Source organism: Rubripirellula obstinata (assembly GCF_001642955.1).
In the GTDB taxonomy this organism is placed as follows: Bacteria; Planctomycetota; Planctomycetia; order Pirellulales; family Pirellulaceae; genus Rubripirellula; species Rubripirellula obstinata.
Map to the genome: position 1 here is coordinate 1 of NZ_LWSK01000031.1, position 25061 is coordinate 25061.

Sequence of the window (25061 nt, forward strand, 5' to 3'; positions counted from 1 at the left end):
GTTGCGCACATTGCCGTAACTCGCTATGGCTCGCTACGGCCTACGTGCTGGCGATCAGGGAAATGTGCCGTTGCCACGATGCTTCACAGCATTCCAGTTTGTGTTGTCTGCCATGGTGCAGCTTGCCCAATTTGCTGCGTTGAAATGACTTTCATCAGGCCAGGCGATGCCCACGCGGCTAAACGAACGAATACGTATTTTCCGGCACCAAAACTCTTCGCGGCGCAGACGAGTAGCCTGCAGCGAAGGCGTTAGTTTTGGCCCCGCAAAATACACTTCAGTTCGTTAGGCCGAGTTACCTGACCAGGAAGGTTTCCTTGAGTTCACTATCGAGCGAACCGCCGACGGTGAGCTCAAATTCGCCCGGTTCGGTGACTCGTTCCATCTCGATTCCGGTGAACGACAGGTCGATCTTTGGCGAAAGCTCAAAGGACAGTTCTTTTGTTTGGCCGGGTTCCAAGAACACTTTTTGGAATCGAACGAGAAGCTTTTCTGGACGCACGACCGAGGCGACTTTATCGCGGAAGTAAACCTGAACCACTTCGGCACCGGCGACCTTGCCTGTGTTTTTGACTTGGACGGAAAACTTGACGGGTTCGTCCATCGCGAACTCTTGGCTTGCCAGTTTTAGATTCGACGTTTCAAACGTCGTGTAAGACAATCCGTGTCCAAACGGAAACAAAGGTCGCGAGGTTTCTTCCCAGTAATCCTTGTAGAACGACGTTGCTTTCTGCGAATAGTAGACCGGCAATTGGCCGACCGATCTTGGCACGCTCAACGGCAACTTGCCGCTCGGGTTGACTTCGCCGAACAACACTTTGGCGACCGCGGTGCCGTTGGTTTGCCCGAGATAAAACGTGTTCAAAATAGCACAGGGCTGCTCTGCGATTTCCGGGATTGAAAAAGGCCTGCCGCCCATCAAGACCACGACGGTTGGTGTTCCTGTTTCGATCACTCGCATCACGAGTTCTTTCTGGTTGCCCAGCAAACCCAGCGTCGATCGGTCTCCGCGAACGCCGGGTCGGTAAAAAGCTTCGCGGGCGCTTTTTGTGTCGCCTCCGACGCAAACGATCGCCACGCCCGAATTCGCTGCCAACTTGACTGCTTTTTCAATCATCGGAAGTTCATCTTTCAAGCTGGCCGACCGGTAACCGGACTTGGGATCAAACGTTCCCAATCCACAACCTTTTTGATATTTGACCGTGGATGAATCGGACGCAAAGTCGGTAATGCCTTTCAGTAGGCTGACCACGTAGTCGTTTTGCATGGTGTAGTTGCCGATCAACTCAGAGGCAGCATTTGGGCCGATGACGGCGATTTGGTCCAGGCTGTCTAGCTGAAGCGGCAAAATGTTTTCGGGGTTCCGTAGCAACGTGATCGACTCAAGAGCCAACTGTTCGGCCAGTGCGACGTGCGATGGTTGTCCAACGATTTTTTCGGCGACGTCAGCGTCCACGAAAGGGTCTTCAAACAAACCCATCATGAACTTCAGCCGCAAGATCCGTGAGACACTTTGATCCAGATAGGATTCCAATTCGGGTTCGTTCTTGATAACGGCAGTTAGTTCCTGGTAGGCGACGCCATCGGGCAGATCCAAATCCATGCCTGCAATCAGCGCCATGCGAGCGGCGTCTTGAACCGTTGCCGCGACGTGGTGGAATTCTTCCAGCCGTTTGATGTCCATGTAATCCGAAACGACCATGCCTTTGAAACCCCATTGGTCTCGCAGCAACTCGGTCAACAACCAGCGATTTCCGTGGGCGGGAACTCCGCCGACGTCACAGTGCGATGCCATCATGCCTTGCGCACCGGCGATTTTGACAGCGACTTCAAACGGCGGCAAAATATCGTCCATCAACGTTTTGGTTTCGATCGGGGTGGCGGCAAAGTTGCGTCCGCCAACCACTTGGCCGTAACCTGCGAAGTGCTTGGGTGCCGAAACGATGTGGTCGCGCCCCGGATCGCCGCTCTTCCCGCCCTGCAAGCCCGACACCACCGCGAGCGCCATTTGGCTGACCAGGTAAGTGTCTTCGCCATAGGATTCTTCGATGCGTCCCCAGCGAGGATCGCGGCCCAGGTCCAACACGGGCGTGTGCGCTTCGTGCGATCCGCGAACTCTCGATTCGATGCCGATCGCGTTGAACGCTTCGTTGACCAGTTCGGGATTCCAACTGGACGCCATGGCCAGCGGAACGGGGAACACCGTGGAATTGTATCCAGCATGACCGTGCAGACATTCGCTGCCGATCAAGGCGGGGATTTTTAGGCGGGTGTTGTCGATCAGGTACTGCTGCATTTTGTTCACCTGTTCGACACTCTTTCGCGGCGGACGGGGATCAAAGGTATTTTCGATCTGGCCGATACCGTTATTCAGTCGCTCCGTGATGGTCTTCTTCATCACGACAAAGCCTTCTTGGGTAGCCGCCGAACCGCGAATGCTGATCGAATTCAATTGAGCAACTTTTTCCTCCAGCGTCATCCGGCCCAACAGATCTTCGACGCGTTCGTCGATCGGCGCTGACGGATCTTGGTAAGCTAACGGATCTTGGTAAGTCAGTGTGGCAGTTTCAGCAGTGGCAGTTTCGGTCTGTGCGTCAGCAACAGTGATCCAACCGGCCAGCAATGCGGCAAGGATTGGCAGGCGTGTGTTGTTCATCTAAGGAAGATTCCCATTTGATAGTTGAGCTCGAAGACGTGGGTATTAATACTAACCAAAACTCGCTTGCTGCTGCCGTTGCCTACACATTCATTGTTCGCATTTTTTAGAATTTTGCCGAATGGCAATTGCGAATTGGCCACGAAGTATTTTTTCGGGAAAAACCGTGGGCCACCCCCAAATTCCGGGGTGATATTTCCACGCATTTAAAAACGCAATCTTGCATCAATGCAGTGCGGTGGTTGGCCCCGTTTGCTTTGCTGGTCTGTTAGAATCTTTTCAATACAAAAACTCGTTGATCAAACGAGTTTGGAATTCTCTTTTCTTACCGATAACTACCATGACAAAAAACGATTCAACCAACGTCGGCTTCGTCATTCTGATCAGCGTTGTGACGACCATCGGTGGCTTCCTGTTTGGGTTCGACAGCGGGGTCATCAACGGCACGGTTGACGGGCTGAAAACGGCGTTTAATTCGGACAGCGTTGGGACGGGTTTCAATGTGGCGTCGATGCTTTTGGGATGCGCCGTGGGTGCGTTCTTCGCTGGCACGTTGGCTGATAAAGTGGGACGCCGTAGCATCCTGATCGTTTCAGCCCTGTTCTTTACCATCAGTGCTTGGGGATCGGGGATCGCCGAATCGTCGGGCGAATTTATTGTCTACCGAATCCTTGGCGGATTGGCCGTCGGTGCCGCCAGCGTTTTGGCACCCGCCTACATCAGCGAAGTCACGCCTGCCAGATTTCGCGGGCGGATGTCATCGATTCAGCAGATTGCAATCATCTCGGGTTTGTTTTTTGCCTTCCTCAGCAACTATGTGATCGCCGGTAAAGCGGGTGGTTCCACGATGGAGTTTGCGATGGGGTACGAAGCTTGGCGGTGGATGTTTTGGGTGGAATTGGTTCCGGCAATCACTTTTTTCATCGCTCTGTTATTCATTCCCGAAAGCCCAAGGTTTTTGGTCGCCAGTGGGAAGAAAGACAAAGCGTTGACGGTACTGAAAAGATTGATGGGCGACGATGCCGAAGGCATGCTGAAACAGATTGACGCCTCGCTTGCGGGGGCCCAGCATCGGCCAAGCTTGAAAGACATTGTCGATAAAAAACTTGGCGTGCGACCCATTGTTTGGGTTGGTATCGGGCTGGCCACTTTCCAGCAACTCGTCGGCATCAATGTCGTGTTCTACTACGGAAGCGTGCTCTGGCAATCCGCTGGGTTTTCGGAAAGCAACGCGTTGTTGATCAATGTCGTCAGCGGAGCGCTTAGCATCGCGGCCTGTTTGGTTGCCACGTTTTTGATTGACCGAATCGGTCGCAAGCCACTGTTGATGATCGGTTCGGTCGGGATGTCGATCACGTTGGCGGTGATGGCGTTTGTGTTCGCACAGGCTCTGGTTCAAGAAGGTGGTTCGCTGAAACTGGAAGGCCGCAATGGTCCGATCGCATTGGTGGCTGCGAACTTGTACGTGATCTTCTTTAACATGTCCTGGGGCCCGGTCATGTGGGTCATGCTTGGTGAGATGTTCCCCAACCAAATTCGCGGGTCAGGATTGGCCGTCAGCGGGCTGGCGCAGTGGACCAGCAACTTTGCCGTGACGATGACGTTCCCGATTTTGCTGGCCAGCATTGGGCTGGGCGGTGCCTACGGGCTGTATGCCGTGTGTGCGGTGATTTCCATCGTCTTCATCGCAAAGTTTGTGCATGAGACCAAAGGCCGAGAACTGGAAGACATGCAAGGTTGATCGAAAGAATCTGTAGCATTGGATCGAACAACAACGAAACACTTTTTTCATAAGTACAGCATCTGGAATCTCCATGAAACGATCACGTTTGACCCATCTGGTTTGCCAACTTGCCGTTCTCTGCACCTGCGCGGGTTTGTTTTGCAGTTCGTGTAGCAGTGTCTACGCCGACGGCATCGCTCCGCATCGATTAGTCGTGGGCGCAGGTTTCGTGAACCCGCTAGGCTTCCACGACGCAACGCCAACGTTTTCTTGGCAATTGCCGGATGGCACCGAAAGCCAAACCGCTTATCAAATTGAAGTTGGCGATGTCCGCAGTGATGAAACGATCTGGGACAGCGGTTGGGTCGATTCGGATCAATCCGTTTTTGTTCCCTACGGTGGTCCGCCGCTAAGTTCGCGGCAACAACTCGATTGGCATGTTCGTTTTCGTGATCAGGATGGCGCTGAATCCGATTGGAGCGTTCCTGCCCAGTTTGAACTTGGTCTATTGTCAGCCGATGACTGGAATGCAAAGTGGATCGCAACGGCCGATGAAAAAGACGCGGATGAGAAAAACGCAGAGCAGGAGCCCGTTGCGTATCTGCGGCGAGATTTTTCCGCGTCGGGTGACGTTAAAAGTGCTCGGCTGTACGTGACAGCACGAGGGCTTTATGAAGCGTATCTCAATGGACAGAAGATTGGCGATGACGCTTTCACGCCTGGATGGACTTCGTACTCAAAGCGAATTGACACTCAGTCTTACGACGTGACCGAGCTGGTCCAAAATGGCGGAAACACTCTGGGTGCAACGCTTGGTTATGGTTGGTACGCCGGGCATTTAGGTTGGAAAGACGGACGAAACTTTTACGGCAAGTCGCCGCAGTTGTTGATGCAGTTGGAAATCACGTATCAAGATGGAAGCAAGGAAAGAATTGTTTCGGACGAATCTTGGCGAGCAACCCTGGATGGACCAATCCGCGCCTCGAGTATCTACGATGGTGAGACTTACGATGCAGCGAAGGAAATGCCAGGCTGGAATCAGTTCGGGTTCGATGAAGCTGAATCCACCGCGCAGTGGAACTCAGTTGTTGCCAATGATGACCTGGGTTCCGCTCGATTGACTCCCAAGCCTTTCGCGGCGGTCGGCGCGACCGAAACATTGGCGACTCAGGCGATTACCGAACCAGAACCCGGGCGTTTTGTATTTGATCTGGGGCAAAACATGGTGGGCTGGCCGCTTTTAAACATTCCGGTCCAGAAAGGCCAAGTCATCACGATGCGGTTTGCTGAAATGCTGAATCAAGACGGCACGATGTACACCGAGAATTACCGATCGGCGAAATCGATCAACCATTACACCGCCGCTGAAACGGGCAACGTCCAGTGGCAACCGACTTTCACCTTCCATGGTTTTCGATACGTTGAGCTATCGGGTTTTCCCGACGGCACTAAGCCCAACGCTGATTGGGTGAAGGGCATGGTGCTGCATTCCAAGCTAAATCAGATTGGCAACTTTGAATCGTCGCACGCCAAGCTGAACCAATTGCAGGAGAACATTGTTTGGGGACAGCGCGGCAATTTTCTTGACATTCCGACCGACTGTCCGCAGCGTGATGAACGGATGGGATGGACCGGCGACGCTCAAGCGTTTTGCCCAACAGCCATGTTCAATTACGATTGCCACGCTTTTTGGAAAAGTTGGCTGGAAACGATGCGAGACGATCAGTTTAGCGACGGTCGCATTCCGCACGTCATTCCTGATGTATTGAACAACCGCGGCGGAAGTCCCGGATGGATGGATGCGGCAACAATTGTTCCGTGGGATGTTTACGTGCGAACTGGCGACACCGAAGTTCTGTCGGATAACTTTGGAATGATGGAGCAGTTGGTGCAGTGGTATCGCTCTAAATCCAAGGGCGGCATTGTGGTCGGCGTCAAAGGTTTTGGCGACTGGCTTCAGCCCTACGCTGATGATAACAAGGGCGACACGCCGCACGACTTATTGGCGACAGCTTTCTACGCCAACAGCGTCCGAATTCTCGCTGATTCTGCTCGCGTGCTGGGTAAGACGGCGGAGGCAAAAAAATACGATGAAGAAGCGGCATCCGTTCGCGACGCTTTTGCGAAGCACTATTTCGACAGCAATGTAAAGCTACAGAATGCACCGGAAACCCAAACGGCTTACTTGTTGGCGATCACGTTTGATTTGATTCCACAAGATCAGCACGAGCAAGCGGCTGAGCATTTAGTTCGCTTAATCGACGAAGCAGGCGGCCACTTGCGCACTGGTTTCTTGGGCACGCCGTTCATTGCCAGCGTGCTTGAACAAACCGGTCATGCTGATATTGGTTTTTCGGTCTTGTTCAAAGAGAGCTATCCGTCTTGGTTTTATTCGATCAACCAAGGTGCGACGACGATGTGGGAACGCTGGAACAGCTACAGCCATGAAAACGGCTTTGGCAACGTCGCGATGAATTCGTTCAATCACTATGCCTACGGCGCGATTGGTCAGTTTATGGTTGAGCGGATCGCGGGAATTGCACCCGATCCCGACCATCCCGGTTACAAGCACTTTTTTGTACGGCCGGTCGTCGGCGGGCCGCTGACTTCCGCCAAAGCGGAGTTGGAAACCGCTTACGGCAAGGCTTCGAGCGCTTGGACGCTGAACGGAAACGCGTTGTCGATGATCGTGACCGTTCCGCCGGGCACCACCGCGACGATCGTCTTCCCGGACGGAACGCCGGCAAAAACCGTGTCACCGGGAAGTCACCAGTTTGAGTGTGAGGTCAACACCGCAGACGCAGCGGCAGCCGAAACTGCTGAACCGGCCGTGGTTCCGTAAGCCGGTTTTCGCGACGAGGTGAAAATTCAACGTGTAGCATGTAGGCCGTAGCGAGCTTCCAGCGAGTTACGGCATTTTCGGGCATTGCCGTAACTCGCTAAAAGCTCGCTACGGCCTACTTTGGAAATGCCAGTTAGGGTTCGGCTCAACGCCGTGAAGAGTTTTGGTCCCGGAAAACACGTGTTAGTTCGTTTAACCGCGTGGGCATCGCCCCGCGCGTTTCGCCCGGCATGAACGCGCGGGGCGATGCCCACGCGGTTAAACGGTTTAGAAACCCTTCACGGCGTTGGGTTCGGCCCGCTGAAAGTTGACACCAACACATCGCCATCAGGCCAGATAGAAGGTGTGTTCGGCTTCGCCCTTCGCCATTCGCTGTACGTAGAGCGCGGCTTCGCGAATATGGTAGTCGCCCCACATGCTGCTTTCACCACAGGGGATTTTTTGTCCTGCTGGAATGTTGTCCCAACCACCGGGGCGATGGTAGATCGAATGCAGGATCAATCCTTGGTGCGAGTCATCGGTGCTGAGGTACGGTTCGTCCAGCAGCGTTCGCAAGATGGTTAGTCCAGCGGCGGTGTATTTGATTGCCGCATCGCTGTCGCCGCGATTACCAAGGTAGGCACCCAAACGCAGAAGTCCTTGGCAGCCGATCGCGGCGGCTGAACTGTCAACGGGTTCGTGTTCGTTGTAAGGATCAGCGGCGCGGTCGAGGTATCCGTCACCCAAGCGATGGAGTTGTGGCGCGCCGGTGTCCCAGTACGGAATCCCATCGGCCGCAGAATGATCGATGTAGAAATCGCAGGTTGCTTGAGCAGCTTTTAGCATGAACGATTCAATCGCCGCGCGGCCGCCGACCGGTTCAAGTTCTGAATCGTCCAGCGTTGCCAGGAATTGCAATTGTTCAGGGAAGCCGACCATGATCCACGCTAAGCCGCGGGTCCAGGTGGAAAACGGAGCATAACCTTGCTGTGAATTTGGACAGCGATACTGTCCGTCGTTCAAGTTGAAAATACTCTCGTGCGCCGTCCGACCAGGGATGTCGTAGGCGTCGCGACCTTCGCCGTAATAGACCGCGAACTCGGCCGTCGTTCGGGCGTGCTGGATCACTCGATGCAATAAATTCACCTTGCGATCGTTTTCTTCCATCAAGTTGTGGCCCAGTTGATGGGCGACCGACAACGATCGAAGTGACCGAATCGTATCAGCGAACAGGGAATGAGGCCCATTGAATGAATAGATGTATCCGGCATCGTTGTTATTCTCCGCTGGGCCGTTGGCTGCGGGAAGCGTCGTCCAACGCTTGGCTTGCACCGCGCCGGAAGCCATCAACGCCATTTCATAAAACCGCTGCTCCCAATCGTTTTGCTCGATCCGACCTTCCTGCATCAGCCGAAGCAGGTTGCCATACGTGCTGACGTTGTTAAATCCGTGATCGTGAACACCAAAGTGGGTGACGTGCGGAGCCATCTTTTCCAGCGTGTTGTTTCGTCCACGCTGAAGCATTTCTGGGTCGCCGCATGCATCGAACTGCAAGATCTCGCTGCCGTATTGGAATCCTTGCGTCCACTCGGTCCATCCGCGTGTTTGGTAGCGTCCATCGACGGTGAACACGGGCGAACCAGCAGAGGGATCGTAATCACGTTCGATGGATTCGATCTTGGATGCCGAAAGATCCCAAAAATGGTCCAGAGATTTTTGTAGCGATACAGGTGTGATTTGATCGTCAATTTTCATGTTGAAATTTGTTTAACAGCGTTGGAGTGAGCTTTGCGTGAAGTTGGGTAATTGGGGGTGTTGGTTTGGAGTCTAATCGATCAGAAGTTGCGCATGTTATGCCCCATCACCGCACATTCCCCTTTGTTCCGTCGGCATCCAGAGCTATATTCCCGCGATATTATTCGCCAATCGAGATGCAAAGCAGGACGCTGATCTTGAAATATGTTGTCACACTAGGACTGTTGCTGCTTGCCAATTGGCTGCTGTGGTCTGGCCACTTCGAAAGCCCATTCCTGATCGGTTTGGGTGTTCTCTCATGCCTTGGTTGTCTTTTTCTCGGCGTGCGAATGCAGATCATTGATGAAGAAGGTGCGCCGGCACAGTTGGGCATTCGGCCCTTCACTCATTACGCACCATGGTTGATCAAAGAAATCGCCGTGTCGAACTGGGAAGTCGCCAAAATCGTGATGTCACCACGGATGCCTCTGAAGCGAAATTTGATATTGGTAAACGCAAAGCAGCAGACGCCATTGGGGCGAGTGATCTATGCCAATTCAATTACGTTGACCCCCGGGACCGTGTCCGTCGAAATGCTTGGCGACAAAGTTCGCGTTCACGCGTTATCGCTAAAAGAAGCGGCCGATGAAATGTCCAGTGACATGAGTGATCGAGTGTGCCGATTAGAAGGATCAAGACCTTCTAGCGACGAATCAAGGAAGGACGTTTAACGATGGTCTTTCTGTTCACCGCCTGTGTCGCCATTTTAGTGACGATGTCGTTCGCGTTGGTTCGCGCGATGTTGGGGCCAACGGTTTTTGACCGCGTTTTGTCGCTCAATATGTTTGGAACCAAAACGGTTTTGCTGATCTGTGTCGTCAGTTTTTTGCAGGGGCGAACTGATTTCTTGGACCTCGCGCTTCTGTACAGCTTGATGAATTTCATCGGCGTGGTCGCTCTATTACGATTCACGACGCAGGGTGAATTTGGCGGGCAAAACCCCAACGTTGATACTCCCTTCGGTGATAAATCGATTGGGAATACGGCACTTAAAAGTGGTGGAGACTAATTCCAATGTTTGGGGGCGAAATCTACGAAACGATTGTGTGGTTGATCAGTGGCGGATTGCTGATCAGCGGCAGTATCTTTGCAATCATCGGGGGCATCGGAATCTGCCGTTTGCCCGAGTTCTTTTCTCGGATGCATGGTGCTGGTTTGACCGACACGATGGGGGCCGGATTGATTTTGGCGGGATTAATGGTGCAAGCCGGACTTTCGTTGGTGACATTCAAACTGGTGATCATTCTGTTTTTTGTCCTGGTCACCAGTCCTTCGTCATGCCACGCATTGGCCAGATCGGCGATCGCACACGGGCTGAAGCCTCAACTAGACGTGCCAAATTCCGACAACCAAAACTCGAATCAAACGTCGGGAGGCGAGTGAGTGATGACCGCCATTGATGTCGCTATTCTGCTGTTCCTTGCAATCACTGCAGTCACAATCGCTCGGATTCGTGACTTGTGGGCCGCGGTCATGTTCACGGGCATCTATAGCTTTCTTTCGGCTAGTTGGATGCTGTTGCTCGATGCACCCGATGTTTCGTTCACCGAAGCGGCCGTGGGTGCAGGTATTTCAACCGTGTTGATGCTTAGCACGCTTGCCTTAACTGGCACCACCGAAAAGGCATCCGGTGCGAAGTTCCGCCCGATCCCCTTTATGGTCGTTGTCTTGACCGGTTGCATGTTGATCTACGGCACGTTGGACATGCCGCAGATTGGTGACCCAAGTGACCCGATCCACATCCACCCAAGCCCCAGTTTTGTTGAACGCACGCAGGGCGACATGCACGGATTACCCAATGTTGTCACCGCTGTCTTGGGCAGCTATCGAGGCTACGACACATTGGGCGAAACGACCGTCGTGTTTACCGCCGGGATCGCCGTGTTGTTGATTCTTCGACGTGGAAAAGAGGAAGACAGCAAGACTGGTGGCCGACCAGGAAGTGCTGCTGCATCAGGAGACAACGCATGAAGACGTTCCCCATCATTCGTGTCGTCACGAAAATTCTGATCCCCTACATCCTGTTGTTTGGCTGTTATGTCCAATTTCATGGCGACTATGGTCCGGGTGGCGGTTTTCAAGCAGGCGTTATTTTTGCGTCCGGTTTAATTCTGTATGGACTGGTGTTTGGGCTCGATGCTGTTCGCACCGTTGCACCGCCACGAGTGATTGAAAAGCTAATGTCGTTGGGCGTCTTGATTTTTGCTGGCACGGGTGTGTTGACGATGTTGTTGGGAGGCAATTTTCTTGATTACGACTATCTGGAACATCATGTCTTGCCGGGCATTTTACCAACCGGCCAGCACCTCGGCCTGTTCCTTGTCGAACTTGGTGTCGGTGTGACGGTCACGGCCGTTATGACGATGATTTTCTATGCGTTCGCTGGACGCGTCCAGGCAAAACATGTCCAGGCAAAACAGGAGCCCACGCCATGACCATGGTGCAAGCACTGGGGCTCTATAATTACTGGGTCGTTGTCTTCTTGATGATGACTGGGTTCTACATCGTTATCGCTCGGCGAAACCTGATTAAATCAATTTTGGGTCTGAATATTTTTCAGACTTCGGTGTTCTTGCTCTACATTTCGATGGGCAAGATTGACGGAGCGACCGCACCGATCGTGCCACCCGATATCGCTGCGGCAGCCGCGCATCACGGCGACCATCACAGCGACCATCACGGGCACGGTGAACACGCAGGTCATGGCGTCGTTGATCACGGTGTCGATCACGGTGTTGATGGGGCAACCGAGATCGCACACGAAGCTGCCCATTCCGCAACGGGATACGTTGCGATGACGGGAATCGATGCTGAAAACATCGTTTACTCCAATCCGCTTCCCAGTGTTTTGATGCTGACCGCGATCGTCGTTGGTATCGCGACCACCGCATTGGCGCTCGCGTTAATTGTTCGGGTCCGCGAGGACTATGGCACTGTTGAAGAAGATGAGATTTTGCAGATCAACCAAGAAGAATGGGCCGCTGGACGAGAGCGGGCGGCGAAGAAGAAAAAGGCAAGTCCGGGGGTATCGGCAAGGTGATCGAAGCAAACCTACCGGTCCTGTTGATCGTGATCCCAATGATCACCGCGCCGCTGTGTGTCTTGGCAGGTCGCGGGCGTATCGCCTATGCGATGTCATTACTCGCATCCGTGTTGGTGTTCGCGATCGCCGTGGCTTTGGTGATCAAAGTGGGCGACAGCGGAACGATTCGCTATGAGCTTGGCGGCTGGGAACCGCCTTACGGCATCGAGTATGTCGTTGATCGCTTGAGCAGCTTTATGGCGATGTTTGTTTCAGCACTTGGAATGATCGTGCTGTTCTACGCTCCGCATAGCGTCAACAAAGAAATACAGCCATCAAAGCACTATCTGTTTTACGCGACTTACTTATTGTGCATGACAGGATTGCTGGGCATCTGTGTCACGGGCGATTTGTTCAATGTCTTTGTGTTCTTAGAAATCTCGTCGCTATCGTCGTACGCGTTGATTTCACTCGGGCGAACTCGCCGCGCACCCTTGTCGGCGCTTCAGTATTTGATTGTCGGCAGTATCGGGGCAACGTTCATTCTGATCGGAATTGGGTTGCTGTATCAGATGACCGGTACGCTGAATATGGCTGACATCGCGTCGCGAATCGACACGATTGATGGTCCACGCACGATCATGGTTGCGTTTGCTTTTCTGACGGTGGGATTGTGCGTCAAGATGGCGGTGTTTCCGCTGCACACATGGTTGCCGGGTGCTTACACGTATGCACCGTCAGTCGTCACGTGTTTCATCGCTGCCACCGCGACCAAGGTTTCTGTTTACGCGTTCATCCGTTTGGTCTACGGCATCATGACGCCGAAGTTTGCCTTTGAATTGCTACCGCTCGATTCGGCATTGATGGTGTTTTCGCTGATCGGAATTTTTGTGGCTTCGACCGCGGCGGTTTTCCAGGACGATGTCAAACGCTTGCTCGCCTACAGCAGCGTCGCGCAAATCGGTTACATGTTGCTTGGCGTCAGTATGTCCAACATTGATGGATTGACCGCCGGGATTGTTCACATGTTCAATCACGCGCTGATCAAGGGTGGTTTGTTTATGGTCGCGGGTTGTTTCATCCTGCGACTGGGTTCATCACGGCTAAGTGATTGGGCGGGTGCCGGTCGAACGATGCCGTGGACCGGATTCGCTTGGGCGATCGGTGGGCTGGGTTTGATCGGAGTTCCCATGACGGCCGGCTTCATCAGCAAATGGTTGCTGTTGACTGCCGCGATGCAAAACGGATGGTGGCCGGTGGCAGCCTTGATGCTGCTTAGTTCTTTGTTGGCAGTGGCCTATGTTTGGAAAGTTGTCGAGACACTGTATTTCTCGGAACCTTCGGATGCGGTCGTTGCGTCCACTGAGGCACCGGCAGGAATGCTGATTCCGACCTATGCGATTATCGGTTGTGTGGTTCTGTTCGGAATTTGGACGACTTATTCAGCGGGTCTTGCCGCAGCCGCAGCCGCTGAATTGTTGGGAGCGACACCGTGACCGATCCCGTCAACTTGATTGTCTTGTCGCTCGTCTTGCCGCTCGTCGCGTTCGTGATGAACTTCGTGCTGGGCAATCGTCCCAACGCACGCGAATGTTCAACGGTCGTGATCGCCACGATTTTGTTCGGTGTGGTTGGCTTGTTGGCCAGCAGCGTTTTTGACGGTCAGCGCCCCGAGTTGTTCGTAAGTGAGATGTTGCCTGGGTTCTCGATTGCATTTTCAGTCGAACCGCTTGGGATGATCTTCGCTCTGGTGGCGTCGGGGTTGTGGATTTTGACCACGATCTACGGTGCGGGCTACATGCGTGGCCATCACGAAAAACACCAGACACGATTCTTTGGCTGCTTTGCCCTCGCGATCTTTGCCGCGATCGCTGCCGCGTTTTCATCAAACCTTTTCACGATGTTTGTGGCCTACGAATTGATGACCGTTTCGACTTATCCCTTGGTGACGCATCATGGAACCGCGGAAGCAAAGTCGGGCGGGCGGATCTATTTGGGGATCCTGCTTTCCACCTCGATCGCGTTTTTCATGATGGCGATCGCCTGGACTTGGTCGTTGTGCGGAACGCTGGATTTCAAGCAGGGCGGGATCCTAAATGTGCCCTACGAAGCGGGTGAGATTTCGACGCTTGCGCTGGGTGTTTTGCTGGGGCTGTTCGCATTCGGTATCGGCAAAGCTGCGTTGATGCCGATGCACCGCTGGTTGCCGGCAGCGATGGTCGCGCCGACGCCGGTCAGTGCTTTGCTGCACGCTGTGGCCGTGGTGAAGGTCGGTGTGTTTTCGCTGCTGAAGGTCGTTGTCTATATCTTTGGCATCGATTTGCTTCAGGCGACGGGCGTCAATCTTTGGCTTGCGTATGTCGCCGGGTTCACGATTGTGGTCGCGTCGATCATTGCGATGACGAAAGACAACTTGAAGGCTCGGTTGGCTTATTCAACGATCGGGCAATTGGCCTACATTTCATTGGGTGCGGCACTGGCGACGCCCGACAGCGTGATCGGTGGCGGAATGCACATTGTGATGCACGCTGTCGGAAAGATTACGTTGTTCTTCTGTGCCGGAGCGATTTATGTCGCCGCTCACAAAAAGAACATCAGTGACATGGCTGGGTTGGGGCGACAGATGCCATGGACGTTCGGTGCCTTTTTAGTTGCTTCGGTAAGCATCATCGGGTTACCGCCCGGCGGTGGTGCGTGGAGCAAGTGGTTCCTGGCGGTCGGCACCGCGGAAACGCATCAGTACGCGTTGACGGCAGCACTGATGATCAGCTCGCTGTTGAACATTGCCTACCTAGTCCCGATTCCAATCCAAGCATTTTTGAAGCCGCGACCGGACCGTGATTCCAATCACGATTCAGACCATTCGCACGACCACGGCGAAGCACCGCTTGCGTGCGTGATTCCGTTGGTGATCACAGCAACACTTTCGATTGTGCTGTTCTTTGCGGCTGAACCTATTTATCAAGCTCTTTTGCCGATCGTGTCCGAGTGAGTCAGCCCGCATGAGTCAAAACGAAGAATCATTGGGCGAACACGCCGACGCCAATCCCGGCTTTTTTGAAAAGCCGCGGAACATCAACGCCATCATCGTTGGATTGGTGGTCCTGTGCGTGCTGCTGGCGTTGGCGGATTTGTTCTACACCAATCCGCATCCACATTTTGCAATCGAAACGTCGTTTGCGTTTCAAGCTTGGTTTGGGTTTGTCGCCTTTGCGTCAGTGGTTTTCCTTGGGCGTTTACTTCGAGTGTTTGTGATGCGAAGTGAAGACTATTACGAACAGTCTATTGATGAAGCGGTTCAAGGCAGCAAGTCGCCAGAGACAAACAAGAAGAACCGGAAGAAAGCCAAGAAGGGGAAACGGCGATGATCCAAGACATTGCACAAAGTTTGCCGCCTGGCATGATCATGATGGTCGGTGCGTTGCTGTTGCCCTTCGTTGGCAAACGCGTGGCACCACCGGCGGCACTGCTGTTGTCCGTGTTAAGCCTGATTCATTTCTGCTTGATTCCCGACGGCAACCACGGGCAGATCGATTATTTGGGCGCGACGCTAAACATCACTCACATTGATTCGATCAGTCGAGTGTTTGGGTTTGTGTTTCATTTGGCTGCCGTGATGGCGTCGATCTATGCGTTGCATGTGGGCGATGTTAAACAACATGTCGCTGCGATTTTGTATGCGGGTGCGGCCATCGGCGCAGCTTGCGCGGGCGACCTGATGACGCTGTTCGTCTACTGGGAATTAACGGCTGTTTCGAGCGTTTTTTTGGTTTGGGCTTCGGGCACGCAGCGTGCGTTCCGATCGGGAATGCGATACCTGGTCATACAAGTCACCTCGGGCGTCTTGCTGCTGACCGGTGCGATTTTGAGGTACGTGGAAACCGGCTCGCTTGAATTTGGCAATCTGCTGGTCGAAACTTCTGCCAATGACAGCGCGTTTGCCGCTCTGACGCCTGCGACATGGTTGATCTTGATCGCCTTTGGAATCAAGTGTGCTTTCCCGTTGCTGCACAACTGGTTGCAAGATTCCTATCCAGAAGCAACACCGACCGGGACCGTGTTCTTGTCAGCGTTCACGACCAAGCTGGCTGTCTATTCGTTGATTCGCGGGTTCGCCGGTTTTGAACCATTGATCGCGATCGGTTGTGCGATGACTTTGTTTCCGATCGTGTTTGCGGTGATTGAAAATGATCTGCGACGAGTGTTGGCCTACAGCCTGAATAACCAACTCGGGTTCATGGTGGTTGGCATTGGCATCGGATCAGAATTGGCGATCAATGGAACGGTGGCTCATGCGTTTTGTCACATCATCTACAAGTCGTTGCTGTTCATGTCGATGGGCGCGGTGTTGCATCGGGTCGGAACCACCAAGGCGACCGAATTGGGTGGGCTGTATAAGTCGATGCCTTGGACCACGGTGTTTTGCATCATTGGTGCGGCGGCCATTTCGGGTTTTCCGCTGCTGAGTGGTTTTATCAGCAAGTCGATGATCATTTCAGCGGCGGCGGAAGATCACCAGTTTTGGGTTTGGATCATTTTGTTGATCGCTTCGGCAGGCGTGATGGAACACTCGGGAATCAAGATTCCGTTCTTCGCGTTCTTTGCCCATGATTCAGGAAAACGAGTCGAGGAAGCGCCAACGAACATGTTGGTTGCGATGGCGATGGGTGCCTTCTTCTGTATCGGTTTGGGTGTCGCCTATCCGTTGCTGTACAAGTGGTTGCCAAATCCAGCGATCGATTATCACCCCTACACAGTCACTCACGTCGTCACCCAGATGCAGTTGTTGATGTTTGCGGCACTGGCGTTCGTTGTGTTGATGAAGTCAGGTTTGTATCCCGATGAAAAGCGATCGACCAATTTAGATACCGATTGGATCTATCGTCGATTGATCCCCAAGATCATGGGCGGCGTCGGCTATTGCGTCAGCAGCATCGATGGGTGGATGCGCAAAGATGCCTTGCTGGTCATCGGGTCAGTCTTAAGCAATGCGAAAAAGAACTTTGACGAAAACGGGTTGTTTGGTCGGACTTGGTCCACCAGCACGATGACATTTTGGTCAACGTTGATGTTGGCCGTTTATCTAATGATGTACTACTTGCAGCGATAGGTTATTCGTAGGACGCCGCTGCGAACCAAGGCGGTGATTTCGAGAGTGGATGGGGTCGAAGCAGGCGGAGCGGATTTTCGGCAATCCAACTTTGAACGACATCACTCTGGATTAGCGGCTGGGCTGATAGAAATGTCCGGGCCGGTTACCGTCGGTGGCTTGTAAACGCTTGCCCCGCTTCAAAAAGTCAGTCGCTCTGTCGCTGATCGCTTGTTATCTGCACTATCGTGCTAATTCAGAGCATAATCGTGAAGGTTTTCGCGATATCATGGGCATACTCTGGTAAGAGCGTTCGATTCTCGCCCCGTATTCGATGATTAGGGGGGCGTGATTCGGCGAAACCCACCCCGCTTATCCCGCCTCTGAATTGACGAATCGTGAAAACTACTTACTGCTTGACCCTCTTTGTGTTTGTCCTCGCTTCCTGTTTGTCGAAGGAAGCAATGTCGATGACAACGTCACAACTACGTTGCGAATACCTGCAAAATCCTGAGGGAATCGACATCCAAAAGCCTCGGCTAAGCTGGCGTGTTGAATCGGACCAGCGAGGCCAAATGCAGACGGCGTATCGATTGTTGGTCGCATCGTCTGCGGAAAAACTCGCCAGCGATGTGGGCGATCTTTGGGATTCGGGACGAGTGGATTCGGATCAGACGCTATTTGTGACGTACGCGGGGCGGCCGCTCGAATCGCGGAGTCAGTGTTTTTGGAAAGTCAAAACGTGGTCGGCCGACGACCAAAATCCAAGCTGGAGCGAGCCCGCGTCTTGGTCGATGGGTTTGCTAGACGAAGCGGATTGGACGGCTGACTACATCGCGTACAAAGATCCAGCCCCCGTTTATGACGATCCAAGATCGTTGCATCTGCCAGCGGCACGCCAATATCGAAAAGAGTTTCCAGCGAAGAAGCAGATCGAGCGAGCGACGATTTATGCGACTGCCTTGGGCATCTACGAATTGCATCTCAATGGCGAACGAGTTGGCGATGCCATGTTCGCGCCGGGTTGGACGGACTACCGGCAACGTGCTTATTACAACACGTACGACGTTACTGAAATGGTTCAGGAAGGTGACAATGCCATCGGAGCTTGGGTGGCCGAAGGTTGGTACAGCGGGTATGTGGGATTCGGTTTGCTGACCGGCATTGGTACGGAAAAGACCGGCCGATCGACTTACGGGAAAACCCCGGCACTGATGGCTCAACTAGAAATTCAGTACACCGACGGAACGCGAGACACGATCGGCACCGATGACACATGGAAAGTGTCCGCCGATGGTCCGATCCAAGAAGCGGATTTGTTGATGGGCGAAGCCTACGACGCACGCAAAGAATTCAAAGGTTGGGCGACGCCTGGTTTTAATGACTCCGATTGGCAGCAAGCGATTTTCGCCAAAGACAACGGCAGCTTCAAAGCTGATTTCTACCAGTTTCGTAATCCTGAAAAGCCGGGCCAAGGAGTTCCCAAGCGTGGTGCCGAAGAAGAGTTCGGGTTCGTTCGCCCCAAGCTGGAATCGTTCCCTGGCGTGCCCGTTCGGGTGACCGAAGATATTTCGGCGAAGAAGATAACCGAGCGAGAACCGGGTACTTACATCTTTGATCTGGGGCAGAATTTTGCCGGAGTGATTCGATTGAAAGTCAAAGGACCGGCCGGTCAGCGGATTCAAATTCGTTACGCCGAAATGCTGCATCCCGATGGTCGGATGATGACGGAGAATCTTCGCAAGGCTCGTGCAACCGATTTCTATACCTGCAGCGGCGATGCAAATGGTGAAGTCTACGAACCGCGTTTCACCTTCCACGGTTTTCAATTCGTAGAAGTGTCAAACTTCCCCGGCGAAGCGACGTTGGATACCGTCACTGGATTGGTCGTTCACAGCGACACGCCGATGACCAGCACATTTGAGTGCAGCGATCCGATGGTCAACCAACTTTACAGCAACGTGCTTTGGACACAGCGATCCAATTTCCTGGATTTACCGACGGATTGTCCGCAGCGAGATGAACGAATGGGTTGGACCGGCGACGCGCAAGCCTACGTCGCGACCGCGGCCTACAACGCTGACATCGGCGCGTTTTATACCAAGTGGTTACGCGAGCTGATGGAATCACAGCGCCCAAGCGGTGTGTTCCCCGGGTACGCGCCCTATCCGTTTCAACATGGATGGGACTTCGGTACCGCGTGGGCTGACGCGGGCGTGATTTGTCCTTGGACGCTTTGGCAAGTCTACGGCGACACCGAAGTGATCGATACTTGCTGGGAACCGATGACCAAGTTCATGCAATGGCGAGAACAAACCAGCATTGACGACTTGGGCATTTCCCACGGGAATCCATGGGGCGATTGGCTCGCGCAGGGTGCCGAAACGCCGTTGGATTACGTCGATACGGTTTACCTAGCGATTTCGGCAAAGATGATGTCTGAAATGGCTGCAGCGACGGGCCGCGATCAAGAAGCCGCCAAGTACCAGGACCAGTTCGACAGGACCAAAGCAGCCTTCGCAGAGAAATACTTACGGCCTGATGGCAGCGTCAACATCAACACGCAAACCGCGCAAGCTCTGGCGTTGCAAGCTGACTTGATTCCCGAAGAACTACGCGATGCAACGGGGCAACATCTTGCCAAGATGCTTGCAGAGAATGGGAACCACATGGCGACCGGTTTCCTCGGCACACGTCCACTGTTGCCAGTGCTGTCTGCATCGGGCCAGCACGACTTGGCAACGTTCTTGCTGCAGTCACGCGAATTTCCATCTTGGGGTTACGAGATCCGAAATGGAGCAACCACGATCTGGGAACGTTGGGACAGCTACACCAAGGAAGATGCTTTTGGACGCCATAACGCCGCGATGAATTCATTTTCGCACTATGCGTTTGGTGCCGTTTGCGAATGGATGTTCCGTACCCTGGCCGGCATCCAATCGGACGGTCCTGGATACAAGAAAATCATCATTCGTCCGACACCTCCCGCGCCGGGAAGCAATTCCATGCACGACCCGATTGATTGGGTTCGCGCTTCGTATGATTCCATTCGCGGAACCATTCGCAGCGATTGGAAACTGGTCGGCGATCGTTTTCATTTAACTGTCACCATTCCAGCAAACACAACGGCAACGGTCTATTTGCCGACCCAAGATGCGTCCAGTATCACTGAGGGCGGAAACGGAATTGATGACAACAGCCTGATTCAAATTGTTGGGAAGGAAGGTGACTACACCGCGCTAGCCGTTCCATCGGGAACTTACGAATTTGTTTGCAACAGCGGCATTGAACCGGCTTCGGTATCGCTGAAAACGTCCAAGCCGAAAGACAATTCCGTCAACCCTGATTCGATCGACTTGGCGGACGCAAAGAAGGTTGTGACTTGGGATTTTTCCAGCCCAACGGATCTTCAAAAATGGAACGAGCGTGAAGATTTGGAAGTCGTCGTCCGCGACGGTAAGACGGTTTTAATTGCAGCAGGCAGCGATTCGCAAATTGCAACAACGCTAAGCGAAAGCGTTTCTGGGAAATTAGTAATCGAGCTTCGCGCCGTGTTTGATAAGGGCGTCACCAGTCAATTCTTTTGGGCACCGCCTAACCAAGGATTCAGCGAGGGCCGTCAGTCGATTCGTCGGCTGAAATCGTCTGAACAAATGAGGAGCTATTTGTACTTGATCAAGGGCGATGGGCCCGTGCAAAAGATCCGTTTTGATCCGTTCCAAACCTATGACGAGTACGCTGATAAAGGGGAAATGGAAATCGAGTCCATTTCGATTTATCAGCTAGCGGAGTAGTAAATGTCGCCTTTCGCTCCGCGAAAGTACGTCAGAGCACACTTTCGCGGAGCGAAAGGTGACTATAAAAAACGATCTGGAATTTCCCTCCTTAGATGTACCAACGATGAATTCAACCATTAAAAGAATCCAGAATTTTTTCCATTGCATGCTGGTGCCGGTCGCGGTGTTCAGCCTGTTGCCTTTTGCGTTTACCTGCGAGGCGAACGCAGCCGAATCGAAACCCAATGTGGTCTTTATCTTGGCGGATGATCTTGGCTTCAGCGACACGACGCTGTTTGGGACGACGAAGTTTTATCGAACTCCCAACATGGAACGGCTTGCCGCTCGCGGGATGTTGTTTTCGCGGGCTTATTCGTCCAGCCCGTTGTGTTCTCCGACGCGCTCGAGCATTTTGACGGGGCTCAGTCCCGCTCGCACCGAAATCACCGCTCCGGTTTGTCACGTGCCAGCCGTTTCGATCAAAGCAACACCGGGTGTGGGGGCACCGCCCAACAAGAAAGCGATCCTGCCAAAATCTGCAACGCGATTCAAAACTGATCACTACACGCTTGCTGAAATGTTTCGGGACAATGGTTATGCAACAGCACACTTTGGTAAGTGGCACTTGGGGCCGGAACCGTATTCTCCGTTACAACACGGGTTTGATATCGACATTCCCCATTGGCCCGGTCCCGGACCCGCGGGCAACTACGTCGCCCCTTGGCGATACGTCGATTTCGATCCGCAGACGCCGAATGAACACATCGAAGATCGCATGGCCGAGGAAGCGGTCGCCTACATGGAAGATCACGTCGATGAACCCTTCTTCCTGAATTATTGGATGTTCAGCGTTCACGCTCCCTTCAATGCGAAACAAGAGCTGATCGACGATTACAAAACCAGAGTCGACCCAAACGACCCTCAGCGAAGTCCGACCTATGCTGCGATGGTCGAGAGTATGGATGATGCCGTCGGAACATTGTTGGATGCATTGGATCGATTGAAGCTGGCTGACAACACGATCATCGTGTTTGCGTCGGACAATGGCGGCAACATGTACAACGAAGTCGATGGTACCACCGCGACCAGCAACGCGCCGTTGAAAGGCGGCAAGGCGACGATGTACGAAGGTGGCGTTCGCGGCCCTGGAATCGTCGTCTATCCCGGTGTCGTGCAAGCGTCATCTAAAAGCGATGAAGTGATTCAAAGCAGCGACTACTACCCAACCCTGTTGGAACTGCTGTCGATTGACGCGCAGCCTGATCAATCGTTCGACGGAATCAGCATTGTGCCAGCGCTTCAGGGTGGTGAATTGGACCGTGAAGCGATCTACACTTTCTTTCCACACAGCCCTGGAATTCCCGACTGGTTGCCGCCCGCGGTCAGTGTTCATCGATCCAACGAAAGCGGTGATTGGAAACTGATTCGATTGTTTTACAACGGCGAAAACGGCAAGCACCGATACAAGCTGTTCAATTTGAAAGAAGACGTTGGTGAATCGAAAGACGTCTCGGCTGAGCATCCCGAAATGGTTCGTGAGCTTGACGCGATGATCGAAGAATTTTTGGTGGATACCGGTGCGGTATTGCCGCGTCCCAACCCCAAATTTGACCCTTCAAAATATGATCCAAGCAAGGAAGGGAAAGCGTCGCTAAAGGGCGGAGCGAACAAGAAACCGGCAAAACAGAAAGGCCCGCCAGCAAAGCCGGTCGCCGGCTGGCAACCGCAAGGTCCGTGCAAGCTTTCATTGGCAGATGGAAATTTACTGGTCCACAGTTCGGGTGGTGACCCACATTTTGTTTATTCGCTGCCGGATTCAGCAGTCGCGAAGAGTTCAGCGGAACGAGACCTAATCCTCCGCTTTTCCATGACCTCCGACTCGAACGGTCAGGGGCAAGTTTTTTGGAGTGAACGGGGCAGCAGACCGGCCTACATCGGCAAAAGAAGCGTTAAGTTTGACGTTGAACACGATGGTGAGTCACATCAATACGCAATTCCTTTCAGCTCGAAACAACCCGTTGTCGGAATTCGGCTTGATCCTTCCGAGGCGAAGGGGAAACTTCTAATCTGCGACATGACTTTGACGACAAGCGATGGAGAGGTTCTTTACGCTTGGAGTTTTTAAAAGACGTAAACTCTTGCCTTGGTAATGTATGACCATTCGACTTATACGCCCGTCGATCGTGCTGGCCGCGTTTATTTTCGCTTCTAGTTTCGTCTCGGCAGCAAAGCCCAGTGTTGCTAGGCCGAACGTCATTGTGTTGATGGCTGACGACTTGGGCTATTCTGACTTGGGTTGTTACGGCGGAGAAATTGAAACTCCCAGCATTGACGCATTGGCGGAGCAGGGAGTTCGATTCTCGCATTTTCGCGCCACGCCGATGTGCGTTACTTCTCGCATCGCACTTCTTTCTGGCATGCCGTTTCATCGGGCGGGCGGAAATGCCTACTCGCACTCGGTGCCGCTGCCTGCGTTGTTGCAGGACGCTGGCTATCGGACTTTGATGACTGGTAAATGGCATGCAGGAACCCCGGATCCGCGATCGCCTGAATTGTTTCATCGCTCGTTTGGTTTTTTGAGCGGCATGTCTGATTGTTTCATCGGAGCGGATGACTGGTTCGAGGGTGACAAGCCGTTTAATGATTTCGATCCTGGCTTTTATTCGACGGATGCGTTTGCGGACAAGAGCATTGAGTTCATGAAGGAGTCGGCGGAGATGGACCAGCCGTTCTTTATGTACGTTGCATTCAACGCTCCTCATCATCCCTGCCAGGCTCCCAAACCCTTGGTGGAACAGTATCAAGCAAGGTACGAGCAAGGTTACAGCAAGATTCGTCAAGCACGGTACCAGCGACAAATCGAAATGGGATTGATTGAACCGACCTGCGAACTAGCGGAAGTCAAGCAAGATGCACGTCACTGGAATGAACTGACCTTGCACCGACAGAAAGTGGAAGCCAGTCGGATGGCGGCTTATGCAGCAGCCGTTGACGGTGTTGATCAAGCCGTGGGGCGGATCATGGATTTTACGAAACAGTCGGGACTTGATGACAATACGCTTGTTGTTTTCTTGTCGGATAACGGGGGCGATTACAACAACGGTGGAATCAACCAGGATGAAAAGCAGATTGCTTGGGCTCCGCATGGAAATCCTTCGTCGAGCAACGGTTGGGCATCCGTCAAAGCAACGCCGTTTAAGTACTACAAACATTCGTGCCACGAAGGCGGTATCGCGGCACCGATGATCGTTCGCTGGCCCGCGGAAGTTCAGCGAGAAAGCGGAACCATCGTTAGAAGTCCGGCGTCGATTACTGATTTCTATCCCACGATTATGGAGCTTTCGGGTGCTGAGTATCCCGAAAGTTTCAACGACCACCAGGTTCGATCTTTGACAGGGACTTCACTAATTCCGCTACTGAAAAATGATGGAAGTCGCAAAGCGAAACCGGATTTCCAGAACTACGACTTTTCAAGAGCTTGGGTTGAAGATGAATGGAAGGTCGTCAGTCTTTACGATGGTCCGTGGGAATTATTTAACTTGAAAGACGATCGAAGCGAGCGACATAACTTGGCTAGCGAAGAACCGCAGCGATTGAAGGAACTGTCGGATCGCTGGATCAAGGAAGCCGTCTACGCCGGTGTTCCCAACGCCTCAGCGGCGCGTCTTTCTCATCAGCATGGTTGGGGATGGCATCGGCTGAAAATGGTTTGCCCTCACTTGGTTTCTTTAACTCCCGAAAATTCTAGCGAGCTTGGATCGACGAAGACTTTCATCAAATTGACGTTCAATAAACCGATCGATTTTACGGCGACCGAGGGCAAGAGCTTGCGTTTGTATTCGGTGTCCGATGAGAAGAATCCCATTTGGCAAGCGAGCCCCGACACTAACCACTCATCCCAGGGAACGATGGAATTAAGCTTTGATGACGTTCCTGAATTGGATCCCGATCAAGCCTACTATTTTCTTTGGGACGCCGGCTGGATCAAGGTTGGTAATCGCCCGGTTGGACGACTCAATGACGGCGCTTTCTGGTGGCGGTTTAGAACACCGGTGCAGTGAAAACGCAGACGTAGCCCGGAACAAGCGAAGCGAAGTTCCGGCAATCCGAGTGCATCTTACGGTTTGCTGAGAATGGCGGTGTTTGCCGGAGTCTAGCTGTGCGGGCTGCAAGCCAAGAA

At 53.1% G+C, this 25061-nt stretch carries 17 protein-coding genes; 15 read left to right on the forward strand and 2 right to left on the reverse strand.

Annotated features, from left to right (window positions below; all coding sequences use genetic code 11):
- Positions 1-295 precede the first annotated feature (295 nt).
- The gene (locus RC85_RS10005; RefSeq protein WP_084422531.1) at positions 296-2656 is read right to left on the reverse strand and encodes a glycoside hydrolase family 3 N-terminal domain-containing protein; all 2361 of its coding nucleotides are present in this window, start codon (positions 2654-2656) and stop codon (positions 296-298) included.
- Positions 2657-2996: 340 nt separating this feature from the next.
- Here RC85_RS10005 and RC85_RS10010 point away from each other — a divergent pair, with 340 nt between their 5' ends.
- Positions 2997-4397: a sugar porter family MFS transporter gene (locus tag RC85_RS10010; protein WP_068261945.1), complete on the forward strand. Its 1401-nt coding sequence runs from the start codon at positions 2997-2999 to the stop codon at positions 4395-4397.
- Between the two features lie 73 nt (positions 4398-4470).
- Entirely contained in the window at positions 4471-7221 is a 2751-nt protein-coding gene (locus RC85_RS10015) for an alpha-L-rhamnosidase (RefSeq protein WP_084422532.1), read from the forward strand.
- 327 nt (positions 7222-7548) lie between these two features.
- Here the strand turns inward: RC85_RS10015 and RC85_RS10020 are convergent, their stop codons facing one another.
- A complete protein-coding gene (locus tag RC85_RS10020; RefSeq protein ID WP_068261948.1) occupies positions 7549-8955 on the reverse strand; it encodes a glycosyl hydrolase in 1407 nt (468 codons plus the stop codon).
- A gap of 176 nt (positions 8956-9131) precedes the next feature.
- Here RC85_RS10020 and RC85_RS10025 point away from each other — a divergent pair, with 176 nt between their 5' ends.
- From RC85_RS10025 to RC85_RS10085, 13 genes are all read left to right on the forward strand, one after another.
- The gene (locus RC85_RS10025) at positions 9132-9665 is read left to right on the forward strand and encodes a Na+/H+ antiporter subunit E (RefSeq protein WP_238383117.1); all 534 of its coding nucleotides are present in this window, start codon (positions 9132-9134) and stop codon (positions 9663-9665) included.
- Between the two features lie 2 nt (positions 9666-9667).
- Positions 9668-10003, forward strand: a complete 336-nt coding sequence (locus RC85_RS10030; RefSeq protein WP_068261950.1) for an MrpF/PhaF family protein — start codon at positions 9668-9670, stop codon at positions 10001-10003.
- A 5-nt stretch (positions 10004-10008) separates the two neighbouring features.
- Positions 10009-10377, forward strand: coding sequence for a monovalent cation/H(+) antiporter subunit G (mnhG, locus tag RC85_RS10035; protein WP_068261952.1), 369 nt, complete (start codon positions 10009-10011; stop codon positions 10375-10377).
- A gap of 3 nt (positions 10378-10380) precedes the next feature.
- Positions 10381-10965 carry a DUF4040 domain-containing protein gene (locus RC85_RS10040; protein WP_068261955.1) on the forward strand — a complete coding sequence of 195 codons (585 nt, stop codon included), beginning with the start codon at positions 10381-10383 and terminating at the stop codon, positions 10963-10965.
- Entirely contained in the window at positions 10962-11429 is a 468-nt protein-coding gene (locus RC85_RS10045) for a Na(+)/H(+) antiporter subunit B (protein WP_068261958.1), read from the forward strand. Before RC85_RS10040 ends, RC85_RS10045 begins: the two co-directional genes overlap by 4 nt.
- A complete protein-coding gene (locus tag RC85_RS10050) occupies positions 11426-12034 on the forward strand; it encodes a sodium:proton antiporter (RefSeq protein WP_261340470.1) in 609 nt (202 codons plus the stop codon). The genes RC85_RS10045 and RC85_RS10050 overlap by 4 nt, the downstream gene beginning before the upstream one ends.
- A complete protein-coding gene (locus RC85_RS10055; RefSeq protein WP_084422533.1) occupies positions 11968-13512 on the forward strand; it encodes a monovalent cation/H+ antiporter subunit D family protein in 1545 nt (514 codons plus the stop codon). Before RC85_RS10050 ends, RC85_RS10055 begins: the two co-directional genes overlap by 67 nt.
- 56 nt (positions 13513-13568) lie before the next feature.
- Positions 13569-15008: a proton-conducting transporter transmembrane domain-containing protein gene (locus tag RC85_RS10060; protein WP_420821390.1), complete on the forward strand. Its 1440-nt coding sequence runs from the start codon at positions 13569-13571 to the stop codon at positions 15006-15008.
- Positions 15009-15018: 10 nt separating this feature from the next.
- Positions 15019-15384: a hypothetical protein gene (locus RC85_RS28440; protein WP_235033221.1), complete on the forward strand. Its 366-nt coding sequence runs from the start codon at positions 15019-15021 to the stop codon at positions 15382-15384.
- On the forward strand, positions 15381-17126 hold the full coding sequence (locus RC85_RS10070; protein WP_068261965.1) for a Na(+)/H(+) antiporter subunit D: 1746 nt from the start codon (positions 15381-15383) through the stop codon (positions 17124-17126). Before RC85_RS28440 ends, RC85_RS10070 begins: the two co-directional genes overlap by 4 nt.
- Before the next feature lie 443 nt (positions 17127-17569).
- Positions 17570-20899 (forward strand): family 78 glycoside hydrolase catalytic domain, encoded by a 3330-nt coding sequence (locus RC85_RS10075; protein ID WP_476748592.1) that lies wholly within the window; start codon positions 17570-17572, stop codon positions 20897-20899.
- A gap of 106 nt (positions 20900-21005) precedes the next feature.
- Positions 21006-23006, forward strand: a complete 2001-nt coding sequence (locus tag RC85_RS10080; protein ID WP_084422534.1) for a sulfatase — start codon at positions 21006-21008, stop codon at positions 23004-23006.
- A gap of 28 nt (positions 23007-23034) precedes the next feature.
- Positions 23035-24942 (forward strand): sulfatase-like hydrolase/transferase, encoded by a 1908-nt coding sequence (locus tag RC85_RS10085; RefSeq protein WP_068261968.1) that lies wholly within the window; start codon positions 23035-23037, stop codon positions 24940-24942.
- Positions 24943-25061: the final 119 nt, after the last annotated feature.